Origin of the sequence: Nocardia lasii (genome assembly GCF_042658545.1) — a bacterium.
GTDB classification, from domain to species: Bacteria; Actinomycetota; Actinomycetes; order Mycobacteriales; family Mycobacteriaceae; genus Nocardia; species Nocardia lasii.
The window spans coordinates 32,412-57,845 of sequence record NZ_JBHSQN010000016.1 but is presented as its reverse complement, the minus strand read 5'-3'; the positions used below and the strand labels follow the sequence as shown (position 1 = coordinate 57,845).

The 25,434-nt window shown below is 69.0% G+C and carries 23 protein-coding genes; 12 read left to right on the top strand and 11 right to left on the bottom strand.

Features of this window, described 5'->3' with window-relative positions:
• Positions 1 to 11: 11 nt before the first annotated feature.
• Both ACFP3H_RS25185 and mce read right to left on the bottom strand, forming a co-directional pair.
• The gene (locus ACFP3H_RS25185) at positions 12 to 1,013 is read right to left on the bottom strand and encodes a coiled-coil domain-containing protein (RefSeq protein ID WP_378609678.1); all 1,002 of its coding nucleotides are present in this window, start codon (positions 1,011 to 1,013) and stop codon (positions 12 to 14) included.
• A gap of 86 nt (positions 1,014 to 1,099) precedes the next feature.
• Positions 1,100 to 1,561 carry a methylmalonyl-CoA epimerase gene (mce, locus tag ACFP3H_RS25180; RefSeq protein ID WP_378609677.1) on the bottom strand — a complete coding sequence of 154 codons (462 nt, stop codon included), beginning with the start codon at positions 1,559 to 1,561 and terminating at the stop codon, positions 1,100 to 1,102.
• A gap of 196 nt (positions 1,562 to 1,757) precedes the next feature.
• Between mce and ACFP3H_RS25175 the strand changes: the two genes are divergently transcribed.
• The 3 genes from ACFP3H_RS25175 to ACFP3H_RS25165 all read left to right on the top strand — a co-directional run bounded on the left by ACFP3H_RS25175 (position 1,758) and on the right by ACFP3H_RS25165 (position 4,454).
• Entirely contained in the window at positions 1,758 to 2,942 is a 1,185-nt protein-coding gene (locus ACFP3H_RS25175; RefSeq protein ID WP_378609675.1) for an acetyl-CoA C-acetyltransferase, read from the top strand.
• 218 nt (positions 2,943 to 3,160) lie between these two features.
• Complete coding sequence (locus ACFP3H_RS25170; RefSeq protein WP_378609674.1) at positions 3,161 to 3,526, top strand: DUF3817 domain-containing protein; 366 nt, start codon at positions 3,161 to 3,163, stop codon at positions 3,524 to 3,526.
• 61 nt (positions 3,527 to 3,587) lie between these two features.
• Positions 3,588 to 4,454 carry a tetratricopeptide repeat protein gene (locus ACFP3H_RS25165; protein ID WP_378609684.1) on the top strand — a complete coding sequence of 289 codons (867 nt, stop codon included), beginning with the start codon at positions 3,588 to 3,590 and terminating at the stop codon, positions 4,452 to 4,454.
• Between the two features lie 143 nt (positions 4,455 to 4,597).
• Here ACFP3H_RS25165 and glgB read toward each other — a convergent pair whose 3' ends face one another.
• Genes glgB through ACFP3H_RS25150 form a run of 3 tightly spaced genes read right to left on the bottom strand, consistent with a single transcriptional unit; the run spans position 4,598 to position 9,401 of the window.
• On the bottom strand, positions 4,598 to 6,754 hold the full coding sequence (gene glgB, locus ACFP3H_RS25160; protein WP_378609672.1) for a 1,4-alpha-glucan branching protein GlgB: 2,157 nt from the start codon (positions 6,752 to 6,754) through the stop codon (positions 4,598 to 4,600).
• On the bottom strand, positions 6,751 to 8,754 hold the full coding sequence (locus ACFP3H_RS25155; RefSeq protein ID WP_378609671.1) for an alpha-1,4-glucan--maltose-1-phosphate maltosyltransferase: 2,004 nt from the start codon (positions 8,752 to 8,754) through the stop codon (positions 6,751 to 6,753). The genes glgB and ACFP3H_RS25155 overlap by 4 nt, the downstream gene beginning before the upstream one ends.
• Positions 8,751 to 9,401 (bottom strand): TetR/AcrR family transcriptional regulator, encoded by a 651-nt coding sequence (locus ACFP3H_RS25150; RefSeq protein WP_378609669.1) that lies wholly within the window; start codon positions 9,399 to 9,401, stop codon positions 8,751 to 8,753. Before ACFP3H_RS25150 ends, ACFP3H_RS25155 begins: the two co-directional genes overlap by 4 nt.
• Positions 9,402 to 9,478: 77 nt before the next feature.
• Between ACFP3H_RS25150 and ACFP3H_RS25145 the strand changes: the two genes are divergently transcribed.
• The 5 genes from ACFP3H_RS25145 (at position 9,479) to ACFP3H_RS25125 (ending at position 15,632) form a co-directional block, all read left to right on the top strand.
• Positions 9,479 to 9,895 carry a VOC family protein gene (locus tag ACFP3H_RS25145; RefSeq protein ID WP_378609668.1) on the top strand — a complete coding sequence of 139 codons (417 nt, stop codon included), beginning with the start codon at positions 9,479 to 9,481 and terminating at the stop codon, positions 9,893 to 9,895.
• Positions 9,896 to 10,075: 180 nt separating this feature from the next.
• On the top strand, positions 10,076 to 12,646 hold the full coding sequence (glgP, locus tag ACFP3H_RS25140) for an alpha-glucan family phosphorylase (protein ID WP_378609666.1): 2,571 nt from the start codon (positions 10,076 to 10,078) through the stop codon (positions 12,644 to 12,646).
• A gap of 110 nt (positions 12,647 to 12,756) precedes the next feature.
• Entirely contained in the window at positions 12,757 to 14,118 is a 1,362-nt protein-coding gene (locus tag ACFP3H_RS25135) for an NCS2 family permease (protein WP_378609665.1), read from the top strand.
• 64 nt (positions 14,119 to 14,182) lie between these two features.
• Positions 14,183 to 14,596 carry an MTB12 C-terminal domain-containing protein gene (locus tag ACFP3H_RS25130; protein WP_378609664.1) on the top strand — a complete coding sequence of 138 codons (414 nt, stop codon included), beginning with the start codon at positions 14,183 to 14,185 and terminating at the stop codon, positions 14,594 to 14,596.
• Positions 14,597 to 14,822: 226 nt separating this feature from the next.
• A complete protein-coding gene (locus ACFP3H_RS25125) occupies positions 14,823 to 15,632 on the top strand; it encodes a hypothetical protein (RefSeq protein WP_378609662.1) in 810 nt (269 codons plus the stop codon).
• 7 nt (positions 15,633 to 15,639) lie between these two features.
• Here the strand turns inward: ACFP3H_RS25125 and ACFP3H_RS25120 are convergent, their stop codons facing one another.
• The 6 genes from ACFP3H_RS25120 to ACFP3H_RS25095 all read right to left on the bottom strand — a co-directional run bounded on the left by ACFP3H_RS25120 (position 15,640) and on the right by ACFP3H_RS25095 (position 22,725).
• The gene (locus ACFP3H_RS25120) at positions 15,640 to 16,965 is read right to left on the bottom strand and encodes a glycosyltransferase 87 family protein (protein WP_378609661.1); all 1,326 of its coding nucleotides are present in this window, start codon (positions 16,963 to 16,965) and stop codon (positions 15,640 to 15,642) included.
• A 142-nt stretch (positions 16,966 to 17,107) separates the two neighbouring features.
• A complete protein-coding gene (locus ACFP3H_RS25115) occupies positions 17,108 to 17,812 on the bottom strand; it encodes a methyltransferase domain-containing protein (RefSeq protein ID WP_378609660.1) in 705 nt (234 codons plus the stop codon).
• A gap of 53 nt (positions 17,813 to 17,865) precedes the next feature.
• Positions 17,866 to 19,911 carry an ATP-dependent DNA helicase gene (locus ACFP3H_RS25110; protein WP_378609659.1) on the bottom strand — a complete coding sequence of 682 codons (2,046 nt, stop codon included), beginning with the start codon at positions 19,909 to 19,911 and terminating at the stop codon, positions 17,866 to 17,868.
• 159 nt (positions 19,912 to 20,070) lie between these two features.
• Positions 20,071 to 20,607 carry a DMP19 family protein gene (locus ACFP3H_RS25105; RefSeq protein ID WP_378609657.1) on the bottom strand — a complete coding sequence of 179 codons (537 nt, stop codon included), beginning with the start codon at positions 20,605 to 20,607 and terminating at the stop codon, positions 20,071 to 20,073.
• Positions 20,608 to 20,618: 11 nt separating this feature from the next.
• Complete coding sequence (locus ACFP3H_RS25100; RefSeq protein ID WP_378609656.1) at positions 20,619 to 21,173, bottom strand: isochorismatase family protein; 555 nt, start codon at positions 21,171 to 21,173, stop codon at positions 20,619 to 20,621.
• A gap of 238 nt (positions 21,174 to 21,411) precedes the next feature.
• Positions 21,412 to 22,725, bottom strand: a complete 1,314-nt coding sequence (locus ACFP3H_RS25095) for a nicotinate phosphoribosyltransferase (protein ID WP_378609654.1) — start codon at positions 22,723 to 22,725, stop codon at positions 21,412 to 21,414.
• Positions 22,726 to 22,786: 61 nt separating this feature from the next.
• Between ACFP3H_RS25095 and clpS the strand changes: the two genes are divergently transcribed.
• The 4 genes from clpS to ACFP3H_RS25075 all read left to right on the top strand — a co-directional run bounded on the left by clpS (position 22,787) and on the right by ACFP3H_RS25075 (position 25,414).
• The gene (gene clpS, locus ACFP3H_RS25090; RefSeq protein WP_378609653.1) at positions 22,787 to 23,137 is read left to right on the top strand and encodes an ATP-dependent Clp protease adapter ClpS; all 351 of its coding nucleotides are present in this window, start codon (positions 22,787 to 22,789) and stop codon (positions 23,135 to 23,137) included.
• A gap of 21 nt (positions 23,138 to 23,158) precedes the next feature.
• Positions 23,159 to 23,728: an oxidative stress transcriptional regulator AosR gene (gene aosR / locus ACFP3H_RS25085; protein WP_378609652.1), complete on the top strand. Its 570-nt coding sequence runs from the start codon at positions 23,159 to 23,161 to the stop codon at positions 23,726 to 23,728.
• 3 nt (positions 23,729 to 23,731) lie between these two features.
• Positions 23,732 to 24,790, top strand: coding sequence for a P1 family peptidase (locus ACFP3H_RS25080; protein ID WP_378609650.1), 1,059 nt, complete (start codon positions 23,732 to 23,734; stop codon positions 24,788 to 24,790).
• Positions 24,791 to 25,000: 210 nt separating this feature from the next.
• Positions 25,001 to 25,414 (top strand): M67 family metallopeptidase, encoded by a 414-nt coding sequence (locus tag ACFP3H_RS25075; protein WP_378609649.1) that lies wholly within the window; start codon positions 25,001 to 25,003, stop codon positions 25,412 to 25,414.
• Positions 25,415 to 25,434: the final 20 nt, after the last annotated feature.

The window sequence follows — 25,434 nt, the reverse complement described above, 5'->3', positions numbered from 1 at the left end:
TTCGACAGGGATCAGTTGACGTCGGCGCTCTCGCGGTCCTCGTCGACGATGTCCTCGTCGGCCACCTCGGGGATGGCCTTGTTCTGACGCGAACCCGACACGGACTTGTTGCCGTTGCTGTTGGAGCTGATCGACTTACGCTCGGGCGTGCCGTCGAGCAGTTCGCTCTCGCGGTTGACCGCGGCGAGCATGGCGGGCACCGAGTCGAGCTGACCGCGGATACCGAGCAGCTGGGCCAGGACCCGGCCGCGCAGCACGCGCATCTCCTCGGCCAGTTCCTTCGCGTGCGCGATCTTGCGCTCGGAGGTCTGGGTGGCCGAGCTGATGAGCCGGTTGGACTCGTCGGTCGCGTCCTTGATCCGCTGGGCGGCCTCGGCGCGACTGGTGGCCTCGAGCTCCTCCATGGCACGGGTCAGCTTGGTGCGCCGATCGTTCATGGTGGCCTCGAAGTCCTGCTGGGTGGCCTTGCGCTTGGCTTCGGCCTCCTTGCCCAGACGTTCGACATCGGCTTGGGCGGCTTCGATGATCTTGGCGGACTCGGTGCGCGCGTTCGCGAGGGTCTGCTCGAACTCGATTTCGAGCGCCTCGCGCTTCTCCTTGGTCTCCGCGAGCAGCGACTCGTACTTGCCACGCATCTCGGTGGCCTGCTGCTCGGCGATCGACACCATCTCGGCGGCCTCGGCCTGCGCGAGCGCGCGAACCTCGGACGCTTCGTCCGAGGCGAGGCGCAGCATGCGCGAGATGCGGTCGGACATGCCTTCGGCGGTGGTCGGCGGCACGGAAAGCCGGTCGACCTCCTTGCGGAGCTCGTCGATCTCGTCACGCGCGTCTTCCAGCTGGCTGGCGAGATTGCGGGCCTGCGCGGCGGCAGCATCCCGGTCGGTGGCGGTGACGCGGAGCTCAGCGTCGAAGCGGTCGAAGTAGTTGCGCACCTCGTCTTGCGCATAACCCTTGCGCACAACGGTGAAGGGCAGTGCAACGAAGCGATTGCGATCGGACTCAGGTGACGACATGGCACACAAAATACAGCCTCGAGCGACCCTATGGAGACTCGACCGGGATTGTGATCGCGCCGAGATTTACCGACAGTACCGGCGTACTAGTGCGTAATGTCCGGGTTCGGCTCCACGAGCTCGACCAGCACACCCCCAGCATCCTTCGGATGGATGAAATTGATGCGGGAATCGGCGGTCCCGTGGCGGGGCGCCTCGTACAGCAAACGCACGCCACGCCCGCGCAGGAAGTCCGAAACCGCCTCGATATCGGTGACGCGGTAGGCCAGTTGCTGCAGGCCGGGACCGCTGCGGTCGATGAACTTGGCGATGGTGGACTCCGGGGTGAGCGGGGCCAGCAACTGCAGGGCGGTCGCGCGGTCGGCCGCGGCCGGGCACGACAGCATGGCCTCGACGACGCCCTGGGCCTCGTTCACCTCGCGGTGGGTCTCGACCATGCCGAGGTTGTCGGTGTACCAGGCCACGGCGATGTCGAGGTCGGGCACGGCGATGCCGACGTGGTCGACGGCGATGACGTAGTCGGCGGGGATGAAGTTCTCGTTGGTCACCCTACGAAGCTAGCGCTTGTGCGCGGGAACGGGGATCGGGCCCGCGCTCTCGTCGTCGAGCGCAACGTCGGCGCCGGCACGCCGACCTGCGTGCCGGGCACCGGCCGACACAAGTTACCGTGGAGGTAACTCCTGTACGTCTGCGGTGGCCCCGCCTGCGTCCGGCGAGGTTCGACTCAATGAATGCGAGGCTTTCGTGACCACTTCTGTCATCGTGTCCGGTGCGCGTACCCCGGTCGGTCGGCTGCTCGGCGGTCTGAAGGGCTTCAAGGCCTCGGATCTGGCCGGTGTGGCGATCAAGGCCGCGCTCGAGAAGGGCGGCGTCGCGCCCGAGCAGGTCGACTACGTGATCCTGGGCCAGGTGCTGCAGGCCGGCGCCGGGCAGCTGCCTGCCCGCCAGGCCGCCATCGCGGGCGGTATCCCGATGGATGTGCCCTCGATCCTGATCAACAAGGTCTGTCTGTCGGGCATCAACGCCATCGCGCTGGCCGATCAGCTGATCCGTGCCGGTGAGCACGAGATCGTGGTCGCCGGTGGCATGGAGTCGATGAGCCAGACCCCGCACCTGCTGCCCAAGAGCCGTGAGGGCCACAAGTACGGCGACACCACCCTGGTCGACCACATGGCCTACGACGGCCTGCACGACGTGATCACCGACCAGGCCATGGGTCTGCTCACCGAGGACCGCAACGACCTGGACAAGGTCAGCCGCGAGGATCAGGACGCGCTGGCCGCGGCCTCGCACCAGCGCGCCGCCGCCGCGTGGAAGAACGGGCTGTTCACCGACGAGGTCGTGCCGGTGGCCGTGCCGCAGCGCAAGGGCGACCCGATCTACGTGACCGAGGACGAGGGCATCCGCGCCGACACCACCGTCGAGTCGCTGGGCAAGCTGCGTCCGGCCTTCCGCAAGGACGGCACGGTCACCGCAGGCACCGCCTCGCAGATCTCCGACGGCGCCGCGGCGGTCGTGGTGATGAGCAAGGCCAAGGCCGAGGAGCTCGGACTGGAGTGGATCGCCGAGATCGGCGCCTCGGGCCAGGTCGCCGGACCGGACTCGACGCTGCAGGACCAGCCGGCCGACGCCATCCTCGCCGCGTGCGCGAAGGAGGGCATCACGCCCGCCGATCTGGATCTGATCGAGATCAACGAGGCGTTCGCGGCCGTCGGCGTGTCGTCGACCCGCAAGCTCGGGTACGACCCGGAGAAGGTCAACGTCAACGGTGGCGCCATCGCCATCGGCCACCCGCTCGGGGCGTCCGGGGCGCGGATTCTGCTGCACCTGGCGCTGGAGTTGAAGCGTCGGGGTGGTGGGGTTGGTGCTGCCGCGCTGTGTGGTGGTGGTGGTCAGGGTGATGCGCTGATCATTCGCGTGCCTGCTTGATTTTTGTGACTGAGGTCCCGGTGCTCGGTGAGTGCCGGGGCCTTTGTTGTGTGGTGGGCGGGGATTTGGTGGGGTGGGCGCAGGCCGACGATCTTCGCCGAGTCACCGCCGGCCGCCTCCATCGCGGAGACGTCGTAGATCTGCAGCGAATTGTCGTGCGTGGCCAGGGTGGATGGGTCCACTACGTGGTGTCGTAGATCATGCTGCACAATGGGGGCATGGGTTTCTTCGATTTGCGGTCTACGGCTAGTCGGTTTCGGTTCTTCGCGGTGCTCGAGGCGCTGTCGTGGGTGGGTCTGCTGACCGGTATGGCGTTCAAGTACCTGCCTGCCGAGGGCAACGAGATCGGTGTGAAGATCTTCGGACCGGTGCACGGGGTGATCTTCGTGCTGTTCGTGCTGACGGCGCTGTTGACCGCGCGTGAGCTGAACTGGAACTGGAAGACCACCGTGCTGGCGCTCGCGTCGAGCATTCCGCCGCTGTTCACCGTGATCTTCGAGGCCTGGGCGGTGCGCACCGGGCAGCTCGGTGAGCTGAGTGCGAACAGCAAGGGCTCCGCGGCAGCCGCGCCGACGGCTTCGTGACAAACTGGGAAGCGTGACTCGACCCGCTGCCCGTCGTCCTTCGCCCGCCGCAGCCGCTGCCATGTCCGGCGCGGTGGATCTGTCCGCGCTGAAGCAGCCGCCCGCCGCACCCGGTGGGGCCGCCGCACCGGCCTCGGGAAACCACACGGTCACCGAGGCCGATTTCGAGGCCAAGGTGATTCGGCGCTCGATGCAGGTGCCCGTGGTGGTCGCGCTGTACTCGCAGCGCAGCCAGGGCAGTGTCGATCTGGTTCGTACGCTGGAACGGTTCAACGCCGAGGATCGCGGCGCGTGGGATCTGGCCGCGATCGAGGCCGAGGCCAATATGAACATCGTCCAGGCGCTGCGCGTGCAGGGCATTCCGACGGTGATCGCGGTGGCCGGTGGGCAGCCGCTGGCCGATTTCGAAGGCACGCAGCCCGATCCGCAGGTGCGCCAGTGGCTCGACGCGGTGATCGACGCGACCGCGGGCAAGCTCGAGGGCGACCCGGGTGCGGCTCCGGCCGAACCCGAGGTCGAGGATCCGCGCTTCGTCGACGCCGAGGACAAGCTGTCCGAGGGCGACTTCGCCGGCGCCGAGGCGGCCTACGAGGCGATCATCGCCGAGGAGCCGGGCAACGAGGAAGCCAAGGCGGCCCTGCGCCAGCTGCGCTTCCTGACCCGCGCCCAGCAGCTCGACCCGGCGGTCGTCGCGACCGCCGATGCCGACCCCGCGAACCTCGACGCCGCCCTCGACGCCGCCGACGTGGAACTGCTCGAACAGCGCCCCGAAGCGGCCTTCGAGCGCATCATCGCCAGCGTGAAGCGCACGGCCGGCGACGACCGCACCCGCGCGCGCACCCGCCTGCTCGAACTGTTCGAGTTGTTCGACCCCGCCGAGCCTTTCGTCATCGCGGCCCGCCGCAAGCTCGCCGCCGCCCTGTACTGATACCCACGTCGACGCCGCCCCGGACACTGCCCTGGGCGGTTTCGTCGATTCTGGGCTCGGTCGGTGGCATAAACGTGCAACCATCCTCGATTACAGCCGAAATCGGCACGAATTCGCTCACGAGTGCACGTTTATGCCAATGGTCAGGGTGGCGAGGACAGCCAGAGGGCGCTGTGGGGAGCCATGGTGACGGCGGCCGAGGCGGGGTGGCCGTGGCTGGGGGTGGCGGTGGCGGTGACCGTGCCGAGGTTGCCGATGCCGGAGCCCGCGTATTCGGTGGCGTCGGTGTTGAGGATCTCGCGCCACGGGCCGGGGTGGGGTAGGCCGATGCGGTAGTTCTCGCGGGGGGAGCCGGAGAAGTTGAAGACGCAGGCCACCGCGCTGCCGTCGGTGCCCCAGCGCAGGAAGGCGAAGACGTTGGCGGTGCTGTCGTCGGCTTCGATCCAGGAGTGGCCGCCGGGGGTGGTGTCTTGCGACCACAGGGCGCAGTGGGCGGTGTAGGTGCGGTTGAGGTCCGCGACCATGGTGCAAATGCCTTGGTGGAGTGGGTTTTCCAGTTCGTGCCAGTCCAGGCCGCGGTCGTTGTCCCACTCGCGGAACTGGCCGAATTCCTGGCCCATGAACAGCAGTTGTTTGCCGGGGTGGGCCCACATGTAGGCGAGCAGGGCGCGCACGCCGCTCGCCTTGGCGAAGTCGTCGCCGGGCATGCGGGTCCACAGGGTGCCCTTGCCGTGCACGACCTCGTCGTGGCTGATCGGCAGGACGTAGTTCTCGCTCCACGCGTAGACCAGCGAGAACGTCATCTCGTTGTGGTGCCACGAGCGGTGGATGGGGTCTCGGCCGAGGTAGCCGAGGGTGTCGTGCATCCAGCCCATGTTCCACTTCATGGTGAAACCGAGGCCGCCGACGTCGGTGCCGCGGGTGACGCCGGGCCAGGTGGTCGACTCCTCGGCGATGGTGACCACACCGGGGTGGGCGCCGTGCACGGTGTCGTTGAGGTCCTGGAGGAAATCGACCGCTTCCAGGTTCTCGCGGCCGCCGTAGATGTTGGGTTCCCAGGCGCCGTCGGGGCGGGAGTAGTCCAGGTAGAGCATCGAGGCGACCGCGTCCACGCGCAGGCCGTCGATGTGGAATTCCTCGATCCAGAAGGCGGCGTTGGCGACCAGGAAGTTGCGGACCTCGTTGCGGCCGAAGTCGAAAACGTAGGTGCCCCAGTCGAGTTGCTCGCCCCGGCGGGGGTCGGCGTGTTCGTAGAGCGGGGTGCCGTCGAAGCGGGCCAGTGCCCATTCGTCGCGGGGGAAGTGCGCGGGGACCCAGTCGAGCAGCACGCCGATGCCGGCGTTGTGCAGGTGGTCGACGAAGTAGCGGAAGTCGTCGGGGGAACCGAAGCGGGAGGTGGGGGCGTAGTAGGAGGTGACCTGGTAGCCCCACGAACCGCCGAAGGGATGCTCGGCGACGGGCAGCAATTCGACGTGGGTGAAACCGGTTTCGCGCAGGTAGTCGGCCAGCTGGTGGGCCAGTTCGCGGTAGTCCAGGCCGGGGCGCCAGGAACCGAGGTGGATCTCGTAGGCGCTCATGGGGGAGCTGACGGCGTCGGTGCGGGCGCGGCGGTCGAGCCAGGCGCTGTCGGTCCACACGTGGTCGGCGCGGGTCACCACCGAGGCGGTCGCGGGCGGGATCTCGGTCGAGAAGGCAAGGGGGTCGGCGTGATCCACGACGCGACCGTCGGCGCCGTGCACGCGGAACTTGTAGCGGGTGCCCGGTCCGACGCCCGGCACGAACACCTCCCACACCCCGGAGGTGCCCAGCGCGCGCAGCGGGGTGGCGGTGCCGCCCCACAGGTCGAAATCGCCGAAGACGGTGACGCCTCGGGCACTGGGCGCCCACACCGCGAAGGACGTGCCGTCGACCTCGCCGTCGAGGGTGGTGTAGTGGCGCGGATGCGCGCCGAGGACCTCCCACAGGCGGGTGTGGCGGCCCTCGCCGATGAGGTGCAGGTCGAACTCGCCGACCGTGGGCAGGAAGCGGTAGCCGTCGGCGGACACCACGGTCTGACCGCCGGGGTACTCGGTGCGTACGCGGTAGTCGTCGATGCGCGGATAGGGCAGCACCGCGTCGAAGATGCCGTGCCCCAACGATTTCAGGCGGTGCTCGGCCTCGCCGACCAGGACCGTCACGGTCTCGGCGTGCGGGCGCAGGACCCGGACCGCGGTGCCGTCGCCGTGCGCGTGCGCGCCGAGGACGGTGTGCGGGTCGGGGTGGGTGCCCGCGGCCAACAGCAGCAGATCGCGACGCTTCATCGCAAGGTCTCGCGGTAGGCCAGCGGTGCGCGGGCAGCGGTCGGGACGGCGGGCAGGGCCAGGATGTGCGCGACCGCGCGGGCGGGGTCCAGGCGCACGAAATTCGTGTGGCCCCAGTGGTATTCCTCGCCGCTGACCTCGTCGAACACCACGGGATGGTCGTGCCATTCGCGGCCGATCGCGGGCAGATCCAGCGAGATGTGGCCCTGCTCGGCGGCATACGGGTTCAGGTTCACCACGACCAGCACGGCGTCGCCGGTGGCCGGGTCGATCTTGGAGTAGGCGATCAGCGCGTCGTTGTCGACGTGATGGAAGTGGATGCAGCGCAACTGTTGCAGCGCGGGATGTTTGCGGCGGATCTCGTTGAGGCGGGTCAGCCAGGGCGCCAGCGATTCGCCGCGTTCCAGGGCGCCGGCGAAATCGCGCGGGCGCAGTTCGTACTTCTCCGAGTCGAGGTATTCCTCGCTGCCCTCGCGCACCGCCTCGTGTTCGAACAGCTCGAAACCGGAGTAGACGCCCCAGGTGGGGGCCATGGTGGCGGCGAGCACGGCGCGGATGGCGAACATGCCGGGACCGCCGTGCTGCAGGCTCTCGTGCAGGATGTCGGGGGTGTTCACGAACAGGTTCGGCCTGGCCTCGTCGGCCTTGGCGGCGATCTCGTAGCCGAACTCGGTGAGCTCCCACTTGTGCACGCGCCAGGTGAAATAGGTGTAGGACTGGCTGAAGCCGCGTCGGGCCAGGCCGTAGAGGCGGGCGGGGCGGGTGAACGCCTCGGACAGGAAGATCACGTCCGGGTCGGTGCGGCGCAGCTCGGTGATCAGCCACTCCCAGAAATCGGCGGGCTTGGTGTGCGGGTTGTCGACGCGGAAGATGGTGACGCCCAACGCGATCCAGTGCCGGACCACGCGCAGGATCTCGGCGTAGATGCCGTCGGGGTCGTTGTCGAAGTTGACCGGGTAGATGTCCTGGTACTTCTTGGGCGGGTTCTCGGCGTAGGCGATGGTGCCGTCGGGCAGGGTGGTGAACCACTCCGGGTGGGCCGCGACCCAGGGGTGGTCGGGGGCGCACTGCAGGGCCAGATCGATCGCGACGTCCAGGCCCAGAGCTGTTGCGGTGGAAACGAACTCGGTGAAATCGGCCTCGGTGCCCAGCAGTGGGTTGACCGCGTCGTGGCCGCCCGCGGCCGAACCGATCGCCCACGGGGAGCCCACATCGTCGGGCTCGGTGGTGAGAGTGTTGTTGCGGCCCTTGCGATTCACCTCGCCGACCGGGTGGATCGGCGGCAGGTACACCACGTCGAAACCCATGCCGGCGATGCGGGGCAGTTCGCGCGCGGCGGTGGCGAAGGTGCCGTGGACCGGCTTGCCGTCGGCGTCGCGGCCGCCGGTGGAGCGGGGGAAGAACTCGTACCAGGAGCCGACCAGCGCGCGGCGGCGTTCGACCAGCACCGAGAACTGGGTGCCGCGGGTGACCATGTCGCGCAGCGGGGTGGCGCGCAGGATCTCGGCGACCTCCTCGGAGAAGGCGGGCGCGACCCGGGCGGGCAGTTGTTCGTCGCTCCGCAGTGCGGTGGCGGCGGCGCGCAGGCGTTCGAACTGCTTCTTCGGTACGGCCTGGGCGGCGCGGTCGAACAGGCGGGCGCCGGTCTCGAGATCGTTGGCCAGATCGGCGGCGGTCTGGCCGACCGCGAGCTTCGCCTCGACGGCTGAGCGCCAGGTGGCGACGGGGTCGCTCCAGCCCTCGATCCGGTAGGTCCACAGGCCCTGGAGGTGCGGGGTGAACACGGCGTTGAAGACATCGGGCTGGTAGTCGGGGGTCATCGGGATGCGGGTGATCCGCGAGGAGCCGGGGGCGCGCACGGCGAGGGTGGCGGCTACCGCGTCGTGACCCTCGCGCCAGACGACGGCGCGCACGGGAAATACCTCGCCGACGGCGGCTTTGGCCGGGCGGCCGCCGGGGATGGACGGGGCAATGTCATCGATGGCTATCCGGCCGGTCACTCGGTCAACTTACCCGCCTGCCCGCTGATTACGCGCGTCGTCGGCGCGGATGTTTCGCCGCGGCCGCGTGTGGGGCCGCGCAGGCCGTCCAGGAGTCGGTCCAGGGCCGCGATGGTGTCGGGTAGGGCCTCGGGTTGCGTGGTCAGCCAGAGCGCGGCCTCGTTCATCGCCCCCGAGAGCAGGTGGGTGAGCGGGGCGACCGGTTGCGGGGGTAGGACGCCGGCGTCGACGAGGGCGCTCAGGGCCTCGTGCAGGTGGCGGGCGGAGTTGGCCTCGTCCATGGCGCGCCACTCGTGCCAGCCGAGCACGGCGGGGCCGTCGATGAGCATGATCCGCTGGATCAGGGGGTCGGCGCACGCGCGCAGGAACGCCGCGCAGCCGGTGCGCAGTTGCGTCCACGGGTCGGGTTCGGCGTCCGCGGCGGCGGCGACCTGGGCGCCGACCTCCTCCTGGACCTGGGTGAGGACGGCTTTGAACAGGTCGGTCTTGCTGTCGAAGTGGTGGTAGAGCGCGCCCTTGGTGACCCCGGCCGCCGTCACGATCTCCGCCAGGCCGACGGCGGCGTAGCCCTTCGCGGCGAACAGGGCCCTGGTCTCGCGCAGCAGGATCCGGCGGGTCTCCTCGCGCTGTCGCGCCCGTGTCGTCATCGATTCCTCCATTGACCTACCGGTGGTATGTGAACTATCGTACGACACATACCAACGGTATGTGAAAGGTGATCGTCATGAGACTCAGCAGCTTCTACCCCGTGCTCGCCACCACCCGGATCGCACAGTCGCGCGACTTCTACACCACCTGGTTCGGCTTCGAGATCGTGTTCGAGGCCGACTGGTACGTCAGCCTGCGGCGGCCCGGCGCCGACGGCGAACCCGACTACGAACTGGCCCTGCTCGACCCCACCCACCCGACCATCCCCGCCGGTTTCGGCAAACCGGTCCAGGGGTTGGTGCTCAACTTCGAGGTCGACGATGTCGACGCCGAATGGGATCGCCTGGTGAAAACCGGTGGGCTGCACGCCGAACTGGAATTGCGCTCCGAGGACTTCGGCCAGCGCCACTTCATCGTCGCCGACCCGTCGGGTGTCCTCGTCGACGTGATCACCGAGATCCCGCTCCCCCGCCTCTCCGAGTATTCAGCGTGACGTCCGGTAGCTCGACTGTCGGTCGTCGGGCTACCGGAAGATGGCGATGGGTGGGAGGTGGTCGGGGAGTTACCCATGTTCTTTCGAGATCAGTGGGTTGCGGGATCGAATCGATAGGCCCTGGGTTGCGGCGTTGTTTCTGACGCGCTCCGCCCGGCGAGCGCGGGTACTCTCTGGCTGGTGAAGGCACTCCGTCGGTTCACTGTCCGTGCTCATCTGCCGCAGCGGCTCGCCGCACTGGACGAGCTGTCGACCAATCTGCGCTGGTCCTGGCACGGTCCGACCCAGGATCTGTTCGCCGAACTCGATCCCGAGTTGTGGCGCGTCGTCGGGCAGGACCCGGTGCGGATGCTGGGGGAGGTGCCCGCCGAGCGGCTCGACGAACTCGCCGCCGACCCCGACTACACCGCCAGGGTCGACGCGGCCGCGGAAGGCCTGCGCGACTACCTCACCCGGCCGCGCTGGTTCCAGGAGCAGACCGGCACCGACGTGGCCGGTATCGCCTACTTCTCGATGGAGTTCGGTGTCACCGAGGTGCTGCCGAACTACTCCGGTGGTCTCGGCATCCTCGCCGGTGACCACCTCAAGGCCGCCTCGGATCTGGGGTTGCCGCTGATCGGGGTCGGGCTGCTGTATCGCTCGGGCTACTTCCGGCAGTCGCTGTCGGCCGACGGCTGGCAGATGGAGCACTACCCGGCGCTCGACCCGCAGGGGTTGCCGCTGCGCCTGCTCACCAGTGACGGTTCGCCGGTGCTCATCCACGTCGGGATGCCCGAGGGGCGGGTGCTGCGCGCGCGGGTGTGGATCGCGCAGGTGGGCCGAATTCCGTTGCTGCTGCTCGATTCCGACATCGCCGAGAACGATCCGGAACTGCGCGCGGTGACCGACCGGCTCTACGGCGGCGACCAGGACCACCGCATCAAACAGGAGATCCTGGCCGGGATCGGCGGGGTGCGCGCGGTGCGGGCCTACACCCGCGCCAACGGCCTGCCCGATCCCGATGTGTTCCACATGAACGAGGGCCACGCGGGCTTCCTCGGCGTCGAGCGGATTCGCGAATTCATCGCCGACGGACTGGATTTCGATACCGCGCTGGCCGCGGTCCGCGCGGGCACCGTGTTCACCACACACACCCCGGTCCCGGCGGGCATCGACCGGTTCCCGATGCCGTTGGTGCGCAGGTACTTCGGCGGCGGGCACGGTGAATCCGAATCCGCGCTGCTGCCAGGGCTTTCCGTCGACCGTATCCTCGCCTTCGGTCGCGAGAGCGATCCGTCGGTGTTCAACATGGCGCACATGGGTCTGCGGATGGCCCAGCGCGCCAACGGGGTGTCCAAGCTGCACGGTGAGGTCAGCCGGGACATGTTCGCCGCGCTGTGGCCGGGCTTCGACGCGTCCGAGGTGCCGATCGGTTCGGTTACCAACGGCGTGCACGCCCCCACCTGGGCCGCGCGCGAATGGATCGACAAGGCGCGCGAACTCGTCGGTCCCGAACTCGTGGAGGAGGCGCGGGGCTGGGAGAAGCTCAGCGATGTCGACCTCGGGCAGCTGTGGTCGACGCGAAACACCTTGCGCGGCGTGCTGATCGAGGAGGTGCGGCGCAGGCTGCGCGACTCCTGGCATCAGCGCGGCGCCGCCGACGCCGAATTGGGCTGGGTGGACGACGTTTTCGACCCGAACGTGCTCACCATCGGCTTCGCCCGCCGCGTGCCCACCTACAAGCGACTCACCCTCATGCTGCGCGATCCCGATCGGCTGCGCGCGCTGCTGCTCGACCCCGAACGCCCGGTGCAGTTGGTCGTCGCGGGCAAGAGTCACCCCGCCGACGACGGCGGCAAGGCGCTGATCCAGCAGGTCGTGCGCTTCGCCGACGATCCCGAGGTGCGCAACCGCATCGTGTTCCTGCCCGACTACGACATGTCGATGGCCCGCTACCTGTACTGGGGTTGCGATGTGTGGCTGAACAATCCGCTGCGCCCGCTCGAGGCGTGCGGGACCTCGGGGATGAAGTCCGCGCTCAACGGCGGCCTGAACCTGTCGATCCGCGACGGCTGGTGGGACGAGATGTTCGACGGCCACAACGGCTGGGCCATCCCCACCGCCGACGGCGTCCGCGACGAGGCCCGCCGCGACGATCTCGAGGCGTCGGCGCTCTACGAACTGGTCGAACGCACCGTCGCGCCCCGCTTCTACGACCGCGACGGCGACGGCGTGCCGGTGCGCTGGACCGAGATGGTGCGCCACACATTGCAGACCACCAGCCCGAAGGTGCTGGCCTCGCGGATGGTGCGCGACTACGCCGAGCAGTACTACGGACCGGCCGCGGCCGCGTTCGGTCGCGCCGCCGCGGACAAGTTCGCCGGCGCCGCCCAGGTCGCCGAGTACCGCAGGCGCGTCGACGCCGCGTGGCCCTCGGTGCGGATCGCGCAGGTGGACAGCTCCGGGCTACCCGATACGCCGGTGATCGGCGCCGAGTTGTCGCTGCACGCGCGCGTCGAACTCGGCGGGCTCACCCCGGCGGACGTGGTGGTGCAGGCGGTGCTGGGCCGGGTCTCGCCGACCGACGACCTGTCCGACACCACCACCTTCGAGATGACCCACACCGGCACCGACCACGGCACCGAGCTGTATTCGATCCAGGCGCCGGTGCCGCTGTCGGGCGCGGTCGGCTATACGGTGCGGGTGCTGCCGCACAACGCGCTGCTCGCCGCCGACGCCGAACTGGGGTTGGTGGCCGTCGCGGGGGCGTAACAGTACGCGTGACACGTATGCCGGGTTATTCGATCGAGTGAACTCTCCGCTACCGTTCGGCGGGCACTATTTCCCATCGAACAGCTTCGAGAAACCCGGACTGGAGAGTCATGGCCAGCGATGTCGCAACCCGCGCCCGAGGGCGCATCGACGGATACTTCGGTATCTCGTCGAGCGGGTCCACCTTCAAACGCGAGGCGATGGCGGGCACGGTCACGTTCCTGGCGATGTCGTATGTGCTGGCGGTGAACCCGTCGATCCTCGGTGACGAGGGGGCGCTCGGCGACAAGGGCATCCCGATGCAGGCGGTGTTCACCGCCACGGCCGTTGCCGCGGTGTTCGGCACGCTGGTCATGGGCATCTGGGCCAAGTACCCGATCGCGCTCGCACCGGGCATGGGCCTCAACGCCTTCTTCGCCTACACCGTGGTGCTCAGCATGGGCATCCCGTGGCAGGTGGCCCTGTCGGGAACCTTGCTCTCGGGCCTCATCTTCTTCGTCCTGGCCATCACGAAGATCCGCGAACGGGTCCTCAACGCGATCCCGCTGCAGCTGAAGTTCGCGGTCGGCGCGGGTATCGGGTTGTTCGTGGCGTTCCTCGGTTTGAAGAACGCGGGCATCGTCGTCAACAGTGACGCCACCCTGGTCACCCTCGGCGACTTCACCAAGGGCACCACGCTGCTGGCCATGTTCGGGCTCATCGTGACCGTGATCTTCCTGGTGATCGGCTGGCACGGCGCGGTCCTCTACGGCATCGTCGCCACCACCGTGCTCGGCATGGTGACCGGGCTGGTCGGCGTGCCCGACGGCATCGCCGAGCTGCCCAAGGGCCTGGATCAGACCTTCGGTCAGGCGATCATCCACCTGCCCGACGCCTTCACCGGGCAGATGATCATCGTGGTGCTGACCATGCTGTTCGTCGACTTCTTCGACGCCTCCGGCACTCTCATCGGCGTCGCGAACCAGGCCGGGCTGCTCAACAAGGACGGCACGCTGCCCCGCGCGCGCAGTGCCATGGCCGCGGACTCGGTCGGCACCACCGCGGGCGCCATCATCGGCACCTCCACCACCACCGCCTATGTCGAATCGACCGCGGGTGTGTCGGCGGGTGGTCGCACCGGATTCACGGCGGTGACCACGGCGGGGTGGTTCCTGATCGCGATGTTCTGCTACCCGATCTTCTCCGTGGTGGCCGGATCGGCCGAGATCACCTCGGCCGCGCTGATCGTGGTCGGCGTGCTGATGGCGCGTTCGCTCGGCGACATCGACTGGCAGAACCTGGAATATTCGGTGCCCGCGTTCATCACCGTGATCATGATGCCGCTGACGTATTCGATCGCCAACGGGCTGGCGATGGGCATGATCTTCTACCCGATCGTCATGGTCGCCAAGGGTCGGATCAAGGAAGTCCATCCGGTGATGTGGGCGCTGATGGTGTTGTTCATCGCGTACTTCATCTTCTTGGTCGAGTAGGGATCTCGGCGTAGGTGTGTCTATACTTAGGCTAGCCTAAGCCTTGATTGAAGGAGATCTACCCATGAAGCGCTCGTTCGCTGCTGCCTCGATGGCTCTCGCCGCTGTCTTCGCGCCGGTCACCGTTGCCGTCGTCGCCACCGCCCCCGCCGCCATCGCCGCGCCCGCCACCCCGTCGGTCGGTGAACTGCAGGGCAAGCTGACCGCGGCCATGAACGGCTCGTCCGCCGAGCTCGAGTCCGGCAACGCGGGCAGCCTGATCGTCGTGCGCGACACCGTCAACCGCATCCCCGGCTACCGCTGGAGCGTCGCGGGCCCCGTCTCCGTCGACGGCGACACCCTCCACGCCACCCTGAACAGCCAGCTCGGCGACTACATCTACCCGATCCCGGTGACCTGGAAGGCCGTCAACGGCACCTGGAAGCTGTCGCAGGAGTCGGAGAGCACGCTGGTCGGTTACGCCACCATGGCGTGGTGATCTGAGCGATCGCACGCGAACGGGCCGTCCTGGTAGGGCGGCCCTTTCGCGTTTTCGGCCCGGATTCGGTTGCCGCGCCGCCTCTTTCGCGCCAGTTCGTCATCGGCCGGATACCTGGGGTTCCACGCAGTGCGCGTGGCTGTCGGTAGCAGCGATTACGCTCGTGGCGGCGCCGGGGACAGCAGCGGCGTCGGGCATTGTCCGCGGATGGAGGAGGAGAGCTGCGATGAAGGCTTACGACCTGGGTTTCGGTGACTCGGCGGACAAACTGGCCGAGACGCCCGGCGGGGAACCGCTGGCGCTCGTCGGCCCGGTGCGCGCCGGGTGGATCGGCAGCGCGGGTCCGGCGATCGACCCCGCGACCTGGCCGCGCGGACCTCTCACCGGATTGCCGATGATGCACGCGTTCACCCTGCGCCTGCCCACCGACTACCAGCGTCGCGGACCGGGTTTCCCCGCCATCGCCTTCTTCCAGGGCGAGGGTCAGTTCGCCGGCTCCGACGCGGTCGAACCCGACGCGAACTCCGACGACCCGCTGGCGCGCGACCTGGCCGCCACCCGCTTCCACCCGAAGTCGCAGATCCTGCACGACGAGATCGGCGGCGCCTTCGCCCTGATCTGGCTCACCGACAAGGAATTCGACGCGGGCCCCGCCGCCCCGCCCGCCGACGTCCGCGAGCCCGGTTCGCACGCCGCGAGCGACGAGGGCCGCAATGCCTGGGACGATGTCGAACCCACCCTCGGCATCTGGCTCGCCGAGCGCACCGGCGACCCCAATGTCGGCATCCCGCCTGTCGAGTACGACCCCAACACCAAGTACCAGGATCCGCTCACCGACGACTCCGGCTGGACCCCGTGGGCCGAGCCGCTGTTCGGGCGCTCCCACCTCGGCGGTACCGCCTTCCCGGTCCAGGCGCTGCCCGAGGGTCTCACCCCGTACTACCTGGAGATCGAGGAGATCTCCGGGCTGAACTTCGGCGGGGGCAACGGCCAACTCGATTTGGAGTCGGGCATTTTCGACTGGTCCTGCGGGTAGGAGCGGGTCAGCGCACGGTTGCTGTCGGACGATCGTCGTCGGTACCGGCGACGATCTTCGCGGTTTGGAGCTGGGCTGCGGCGTGCGAATTTTCTTGCGGTGCGGGGTGTTTGACGCGCGGTGTGGTTTTCCTGGGTGAGCGGACGTGAAAGGCGATGGCTGCCAAGGTGATCAGGTAGATCAGCGTGTAGATGTTGAGGAAGAGCTGGGGCAGCGGCCACCACGGGGGGAGCAGGAAGGTGCCCACGCTGACCCAGGTGGGGGTGTAGGTGTAGGTCCAGGCGGCGGTGGCCAGGTAGAGGGCGGCCGCGGCGAGCCACCAGCGGGAACCGGTCTGGGCTCGGTGGATGAGGTAGACGAGCAGCGGGACGAACCACACCCAGTGGTGGCCCCACGAATACGGGGACACCGCGCACGCGGTGAGGCCGCCGAGCGTGACCGACAGCAGCGGTTCGTCACGGCGGACCAGGGCCGCGGCCAGCCACAGGGCGACCAGCGCGATCGGCACGGCGATCAGCAACCACAGCCAGATCGGGGCGGGACCGTGGGTGAGATGGGCGATGGTCCCGCGCACGGACTGGTTGGCCGGATGGGTGTCGGGGGCGATGCGGCCGGAGTGGAAGAACGTGGAGGTCCAGTACTGGTAGGAATCGCTGGGCAGGACCACGGCGGTCACGCCGATCGTCGCGAGGAACGTGAGCGTGCCGGTCGCCGCCGCGCGCCACTGCTTCTGGGCCAGGTACTGGGCGATGAAGTAGAGCGGGGTCAGTTTGATCCCGGCCGCGATGCCGACGCCGAGTCCGCGCAGCGCGCTGTCGCGGGCGCGGGAGAAGTCCCACAGCACCACCAGCATCAGCACCAGATTGATCTGCCCGTAGTACAGGGTGGTGCGCACCGGCTCGGAGAACGTGCAGGTGAGGGTGAGCAGGGCGCTCGCACAGGCCAGAGCGGGCGTCACCCGGTAGCCGAGCATCCGAAAGCTCTGCAGCACAACGCCGAACAGCACGAGCAGGTTGAACACCAACCAGGTCGTGGTGACGTGCGCCCACGGCACCAGCAGCAGCGGCAGGAACACCAGCGCCGAGAACGGGGTGTAGGTGTAGAGCAGGTTGTAGTGCGTGGGCTCGAGGTAGAGGGCGCGTTCGTGCACGACGCGCCAGCCGCCGTCGCGGTAGATGTGCACATCGAGCCCGCCCACCAGGATGCCGCCCGCGTCCATGTGGGGATCCATGGTGGTGAACAGCAGGGTCACGCCGAACACGGCGGTGCCGAATAGCAGCAGAAGCGTCAGGGTCGTGCGTGGCAGGGCCGTGGCGGCTCGCGTCGTGTGCACGCCTGAGAACGTACCGCGCCGACGATCGGCTTTCGGCGGCGGTTCGACTTCGGTAGGAAATCGACATAATCAGCGGTCCGACGGGGTGCGAACCATTCCCGACGGTACGGTTCGGCGCGTGTTCGCGTGTGCCCGTGAGGATTCAGGCGGCCGTGCGCAGGGTCAGCATGGTGTCGGCGCCGTGGTGGAACTCGTAGTCGATCTTGCGCAGTTCGGTGTCGACGCCCTTGTCGTAGAGCTCGGTGCGCAGGTAGGCGATGAGATCGTCGAGCGGGGCGCCGGTGTAGTCGAGCAGGGGGTAGACGCGGGTCTCGATGGTGGTCACGCGCGACAGTTCGAGCAGGGCGGCCAGGTGGAAGTCGGCGTCGAGGCGGTCGGCGTAACTGAACAGCAGGTGCGAGCTCAGAGCCAGGTCGAAGGCGTCGTCGGCGCACGGCAGCGACGGCAGCGAACCGGCGAGATAGCGCTGCGGGGTGGCGCGGACATCGTCGGCGAAGCGGGCGGCGGCGCCGCGGCGGATCTCGGCGTGCTCGGCGGTGGAGCCGTACCAGTCCCAGCGGTAGCGCCCGGCGTGGGCATGGGCCCAGGCCACCGCGCGTTCGTTCTCCGCACGCGCGCGCACCGCCAACTCGGGTGGCGCGGTGGCGTAGATCGGATCGATGGCGGTGACCTCGGCGCCCAGCTCGCTCGCCTCGACCGCGAAACTCGCCGCGCCACCGGGACAGTCGAGTATTCGGCGGCCGCGCAGATCATCGTCGTGCAGGTGGAACATCGCGCGGTACTCGGTCAAAGATCGTGCGCTGACCAGAAATTCGCCGAGTACCTCGCCATCGGCGTGGTGCGTCATCACCACACGTTCTCACGAGTTACGTTCGCGCGCTTGGTGAATCGTTCGGGAGCTCAGGCGGTATCGGTGAGCCTGCGCAACGCCTTCGCGACCACCTCGGGATCGCTGGTCTCCCAGTACGGCGGCAGCGAGGCGCGCAGATAACTGCCGTAGCGGGCGGTGGCCAGGCGCGAATCGAGAACGGCTACCACGCCGCGATCGTCGACACTGCGCAGCAACCGGCCGGTGCCCTGGGCCAACAGCAGGGCGGCGTGATTGGCGGCCACGGTCATGAACCCGTTGCCGCCACGCGATTCCACCGCTCGTTGCCGCGCGGTGAGCAGCGGATCGTCGGGGCGAGGGAACGGAATGCGATCCAGGATCACCAGACTCAGCGACGGGCCGGGCACATCGACACCCTGCCAGAGGGTGAGCGTGCCGAACAGGGAGGTGGCCGGGTCGTCGGCGAACTTACGCACCAGCGCGCCCATCGAATCGTCGCCCTGGCACAGGACCGGGGTGTCGAGGCGTTCGCGCAGCGCCTCGGTGGCGGCCTTCGCGGCGCGCATCGAGGAGAACAGGCCCAGCGTGCGGCCACCGGCGGCGGTGATGAGCTGTTCGATCTCGTCGAGATAGGCGGGGGACAGGCCATCGCGGCCGGGCGGGGGCAGGTGCTTGGCGACATAGAGGATGCCGGACTTCGCGTGGTCGAACGGTGAGCCCACATCGAGGGCGTTCCAGCGGATCGATTCCAGATCGGCCGGGGCGGTGGCGCCGTTGGCCAGCGCCGGGTCGACCTTGCCGCCCGACTGCGACGGCAGACCCCAGGTGATCGCGAGACCGTCGAACGAGCCGCCGATCTGCAGGGTGGCCGAGGTGAGCACCACGGTGGCGGTGCCGAAGAGCCTGCTGCGCAACAGGCCACCCACCGACAGCGGCGCCATGCGCAGGGTGCGGCGGGGCACGCCGCGCATCTCGTCGGCCGACATCCAGATCACGTCGCGGCGCGCGGCCGGGTCGGCTTCCTCGAACGCGGTGAGGGTGCGCACCGCGGCGTCGTGGACGTCGTCGAGGGCGGCCACGGCCATGGTGCGGGCGGCGGCGTTGTCGGGGTCGTCCTGGGTTTTGACGCTGCCGGTCGGGGCGATGGCGGTGCGCGCGTTCCACGCGGCGTCGCGGACCAGGGCCAGCACGGGGGCGATGCCGTCGGGGAGCTGGTCCCAGCGGCCGGGGGACAGGTCCTCCATGGCCTGGTGGAAGGCCTCGGCGGCGCCCTCGAGGCGGTCGACCTCGCGTTCGTCGATCAGTTTGGTGCAGCGGCGGGCGGCGGCGCTGATCGCGGTCGCGGCGAGTTCGGCGGTGGCCACGCCGGTGACCCGGTCGACCAGCTCGTGCGCCTCGTCGATGACGACCACATCGTGTTCGGGCAGGATCTGGATGCCGCTGATGGCGTCGATGGCCAGCAGGGCGTGGTTGGTCACCACCACATCGGCCTGCGCCGATTCCGCGCGCGCCTTCTCGGCGAAGCAGTCCTGGCCGAACTGGCAGCGCGACTTGCCCAGGCATTCGCGCGAACCCACACTGACCTGGCGCCAGGCGCGGTCGGTGACGCCGGGGGTGAGCTCGTCACGGTCGCCGGTCTCGGTGTCGGAGGCCCACTCGTTGAGGCGTTGGACCTCACGGCCCAGCCGCGAGATGGCGAAGGCGTCGAAGAGTTCGGCCTCGCCGCCGGTGTCCTCCGGGATGACGCTGTTGATCTTGTTCAGGCACAGATAGTTGTTGCGGCCCTTGAGGATCGCGAACTGGGGTGCCCGGCCCAGCGGCTTGGTGAGGGCCTCGGCCAGGCGCGGCAGGTCGCGGTCGACGAGCTGGCGTTGCAGGGCGATGGTGGCCGTGGAGACCACCACGGTGCGACCCGTGCGCACCGCGTGCCGCAGGCTCGGAACCAGGTAGGCCAGCGACTTGCCGGTGCCGGTGCCCGCCTGGACCGCGAGGTGTTCCTTGGTGTCGATCGCGTGGTCCACCGCGGTGGCCATGGTGGTCTGCCCGGTGCGTTCCTTGCCGCCGAGGGCGCGCACGGCGGTGACGAGCAGGTCGGCTACGGGAGGAAGTTCGGGCACGCGGCGAGCTTATCGGTGGGGTACGACAGGGTTCGGTCGGCCAGGAGGTATGCGTGGAGGTAGCGGTGGCATAAACGTGCACAGACGCGCTGAGACGGCTGATTTTCGGGGTTGGGGGCGGATGGTTGCACGAAAATGCCACCTCGGTGGGTGGTCGGGTCAGGTTTCGCGCACGAAGTCGTCGAGGTGGTCGCGGACGTAGTCGAGGACGCGCTGTTCGAAGTCGGCGGGTTCGTTGATGTCGTAGATCTCGTCGGGGTCCTCGGCGCGGTCGCCGGTGGGGCGGCGGATCTGGTCGGGGTTGGCCAGGGTCTGGTGTTCGTCTTCCCAGAAGCGGTCGAGGTCGTCGTGCGGCGAACTCGCGGAGGCGTCGCGGGCGGCGAGGATCGCGGCGGCGGCCAGGCGGGGCATGCCTGCTGCGCGCAAACCCCTTGTGGCCCACGGGAGTTCGCTGCGGCGGGTTTTCAGGTAGCGCGAGAAACCGGCGTCGAGGACGGTGGTGTGCAGGCTCGACAGGGCCAGCAGGTGCGAGAACGCGGGCGGGAGCTGGCCGAAGGCGCCGACGCCGAGGCGTTGCAGGTCGTCGGTGGCGGGGTTGGACCAGAAGACCAGGTCGGCGGCGTCGTGGATGCTGTCGGTCTCGGCGAGGGCCTTGGTGAGGGCGGGTCGGGTGTGCGCCGGGAATCGATAGTCCATGGGGACAGTATTCAGGGGTGCAGGTTCACGCCCGCGGCGCGCAGGGCGGTGATCGCGGTTTCGGTGCTCTCGGGCGACACGCCCGCGGTGAGATCGAGCCGGACGGTGGTGTCGAAACCGGCCGCGGCGGCGTCGAGGGCGGTGGCGCGCACGCAGTGGTCGGTGGCGATGCCGACCACGTCGACGGCGTCGATATCGCGGGCCCGCAGCCAGTCGGTGAGGGTGGTGCCGTCGGCGGCCGCGCCCTCGAAGCCGGAGTAGGCGGCGGTGTACTCGCCCTTGGAGAAGGTCTCCTGGATGGGGGCGGTGTTCAGGGCCGGATGGAAATCGGCGCCGGGGGTGCCGACGCGGCAGTGCGGCGGCCACGAGTCGACATAGTCGGGTTCGTTGGAGAAGTGCGGGCCGGGATCGATGTGCCAGTCCCTGGTCGCGACCACGGCGTCGTAGTTCTCCCGCGCCACGAAATCGGTGATCGCGGCGGCGACCGCCGCGCCACCGGCCACCGCGAGGGAACCGCCCTCGCAGAAGTCGTTCTGCACGTCGACAATGATCAAACCGCGTCCCATGTCATCCTCCACCTCGTTCGAGCGTCACCATTCTCCGCCGTGAAAGCCATCGCGGCTACCTGCTCGGCGTGAGCCGAGAAGCCCGCTCGGCCGCGACCACGACGATTCTCACTCGCGCGGTCGAGTCTGCGCCGCAGTGGTAGGTGGTCGCCGGTGCTCGGTCGGGTGGTCGAGTCTGTGCCGTAGCGGTAGCTGGTCCTCGGTCGCGCGGTCTCCGGCTCGTTCGGTGTGTCGATTCTCAGCCGAGGAACGTCGTCGGGACCGCGGGCTCACCCGCCGACAACTTCAGCCCCTCCCACGGCAGGCTCACCAACCCGCGCGCGACCAGTTCGCGACTCTGCGCCAGTGTCGCCACCCCGTCGACCACCTCGCCGCCGCGTACCAGCGGCACCTGCAACTCGCGCACCTGAAAACCGTTGGTGGCGGGCGCTTCCGAACCCTCGGGGTAGACGATCTCCTCGACGATGGTGCCCGTGGCGCGCGCCAACCGCACCGCCTTCTTCGTCCCCCCACGCGACTGCTTGTGACTGGACCGCTTGGCGACCGGGATCCCGTCCACCTCGACCAGCTTGTAGACCATGCCCGCCGTCGGCGCCCCGGAACCGGTGACCAGCGAGGTGCCGACGCCGTACACATCGACCGGTTCGGCCCGCAGCGCCGCGATCGCGTACTCGTCGAGATCGCCCGAGACCACGATGCGGGTGCCGGTCGCGCCGAGCTCGTCGAGTTGCCTGCGGACCTGCGCGGCCCACACGCCGAGGTCGCCGGAGTCGATGCGCACCGCGCCGAGTTCGGGACCGGCCACCTCGATCGCGGTCGCCACGCCGCGGGTGATGTCGAAGGTGTCGACCAGCAGGGTGGTGCCGATGCCGAGCGCGTCGACCTGACTGCGGAAGGCGGCGGCCTCGTGCTCGCCGTCGGCGCCGCTGTGCAGCAGGGTGAAGGCATGCGCGCTGGTGCCCGCGCCGGGCACGCCGAAGCTGCGCACGGCCTCGAGATTGGAGGTGGCGTCGAAGCCGGCCAGGTAGGCGGCACGCGAACTCGACGGGGCGGCGAGTTCGTGGGTGCGCCGCGACCCCATCTCGATCATTCGGCGACCGGCCGCCGCGCTCACCATCCGCGCCGCCGCCGAGGCGATGGCGCTGTCGTGATTGAAGATCGACAGGGCCAGCGTCTCGAGCACCACGCACTCGGCGAAACTGCCGCGCACGGTCAGGATCGGCGAGCCGGGGAAGTACAGCTCGCCCTCGGCGTAGCCGTCGATATCGCCGGTGAAGCGGTACTCGCGCAACCAGTCCACGGTGGCCGGGTCGAGGAACTTCGCGGCCACGGCCAGCTCGTCGGGGCCGAAGCGGAAGTGGGCCAGCGCGTCGAGCAGGCGACCGGTGCCCGCGACGATGCCGTAGCGACGCCCGTGCGGCAACCGCCGCGCGAACACCTCGAAGGTGCATCGACGCCGCGCGGAACCGTCGGCCAGCGCCGCGGCGAGCATGGTCAGTTCGTACTGGTCGGTCAGCAGCGCGGTGCTGGCGAACTCGTCACGGATCTGCACATCCGAAACTCTAGTCACCGCGGGTGTTGAATCTCGTGGGCCTCGTCGTACCCTGGTTTTCATGGCCGTGTGCAATACCGTTCGGGCCGGCGCCGTCACCGACGCTGTGAACGCCGCACTGTCGGCACCGCAGGCGACGCCGGAGACCACGGAATTTACCGAGATCCTGGAGGCCGAGGACCGGCCCTGGGTCACCGTGGTGTGGGACGACCCGGTGAACCTGATGCACTACGTCACCTACATCTTCCAGAAGCTGTTCGGCTACAGCAAAGCCAGAGCGACCGAGCTGATGATGCAGGTGCACAACGAGGGCAAGGCCGTCGTGTCGTCGGGTTCGCGCGACAAGATGGAGCAGGACGTGCGCCGCTTACACGCGGCCGGACTGTGGGCGACCATGCAACGAGACGACTGAGGAACTGGGTAGCCTGGCCCTGTGCGCAAGTGGAGCAGGAAGAACTCGCTGAGTGGCCTCAAGCTTCGATCCGAAATGGACGAGCACGAGGCCACGGTCCTTCGCTCCCTGATCGGCGCGGTGTCGGGCCTGCTCAACGATCGCGCCGCCGAGACCCCCGAAGACGAACTCGCCGCGCTCACCGGTCTGCGCACCGGCAATTCCACCCCGCCCGACGACCCGCAACTGCTGCGGCTGCTACCCGACTTCCACCGCGCCGAGCCCGGTTCCCCCGACGCCAAGCGCGCCGATCTCAACAGCGCCCTGCGCAGCCTGCACGAACCCGAGATCATCGACGCGAAACTGGCAGCGGGCAAGGTCGTGCTCGACAGCTGCCCCGAGACCGGCGGCAAGATCGTGCTCACCCCCGAGCAGGCCGACGCGTGGTTGGCCGCGCTCACCGATGTGCGGCTGGCGCTGGGCACCCTGCTCGACATCGACGACGAAACGCCCGACCACTTCGATCCGAACGATCCGCGCGCCCCGCACCTCGACGTCTACCACTGGCTGACCTGGATGCAGGATTCGCTGCTCCAAGCCCTGGCGCCCTGACCGATGCGCAGCGCACCGGGGGCTCGTAATTCGATCACCGATGTGGCCGGTGTGCTGGTCGGCCACCACCAGGCCCTCGACGCCGAGGTCACCCTCGGGACCGGCGCCGCGACCGGCTGCACCGTGGTTCGGGTACCCGGCGGCGCGACCGCCTCGGTCGACGTGCGCGGCGGCGGTCCGGGAACCAGGGAAACCGACCTGCTCGACCCGGCCAACACCGTCCGGCGGCTCAACGCGATCGTGCTCACCGGCGGCAGCGCCTACGGCCTCGCCGCCGCCGACGGCGTGATGCGCTGGTCGGAGGAGCACGGCGAGGGCATCCCGATGGACCCGACCGATCCGAGTCGGGTGGTGCCGATCGTGCCGGGCGCGGTGATCTTCGACCTGCCGGTGGGGGACTGGCACCTCCGACCCGACGCCGAGTTCGGCTATCGCGCGGCCGCGGCGGCCTCGACCGAATTCGCCAGGGGCACAGCGGGTGCGGGCGTCGGCGCGCGAGCGGGTGCGCTCAAGGGCGGAATCGGTTCGGCCAGTGTGGTTCTCACCGACGGGCCCGGTGCCGGCGTGACCATCGGCGCGGTGATCGTCGCCAATCCGGTTGGCTCGGTGGTCGATCCGCGCACCGGACTGCCGTGGGGCGTGGGCACCGACGGACCCGATTTCTTCGGACTCCGGCCCGGCACCGCGCCGGAGATCGCCGCGCTGAACGCACTGCCGGTGAAGGGCACGGTCCTCAACACCACGATCGGCGTGATCGCCACCGACGCCGCGCTCGACCCGGCCGGTTGTCGCCGCCTGGCCGCCACCGCCCACGACGGACTCGCCCGCGCGATCCGCCCCGTGCACTCGCCACTGGACGGCGACACCCTGTTCGCCCTCGCCACCGGCGCGATCGAGGTGGCCCCGCTCCCGCTGCCCGCCGCGTTCCCCGGCGACCTGCTGCTGCTCGACCAGCTGTGTACCGCCGCGGCCGTGGTGGTCGAACGCGCGGTGGTCGACGCCGTCCTCGCCGCGACCTCGATCGCCGATATCCCCGCCTACTACGACCTGTTCCCACGCTGACTCGACCGCCCGAACGCGCACGGGTCGCATCGATTCGCCGTGACCGTGCTCGCCGCCGGACCCCGACCGGGCGCGCGGCACCCGATCCCACCTGCGAGGACGACGCGGCCGGGGCCGGAGTGCGCGCCCGCCGGAATAGCCGAATAGGGTGGGTCGTTGTCGAGGAAGGCGCTCGACGGCGCTCTAGCTGGATGTGGAAAGGGTCGACAAGTGCTGGTGATCAGGGCCGATCTCGTTGACGCGATGGTGGCGCACGCGCGCGCCGATCACCCCGACGAGGCCTGCGGGATCATCGCCGGACCCGAGGGCAGCGACCGCCCCGAGCGGTTCGTCGCGATGGTCAACGCCGAACGCTCACCCACCTTCTACCGGTTCGACTCCGGCCAACAGTTGCGCGTGTGGCGGGCGATGGACGACGCCGACGAGGTCCCGGTCGTCATCTACCACTCCCACACCGCCACCGAGGCCTACCCGAGCCGCACCGACATCTCCTACGCCGCCGAACCCGACGCGCACTACGTGCTGGTGTCCACCCGCGACCCGCACGCCCACGAACTGCGCAGCTACCGCATCATCGACGGCGAGGTCACCGAAGAACCGGTGCGCGTCGTCGATTCCTACTGAACCCACCAAGTCATCACCCG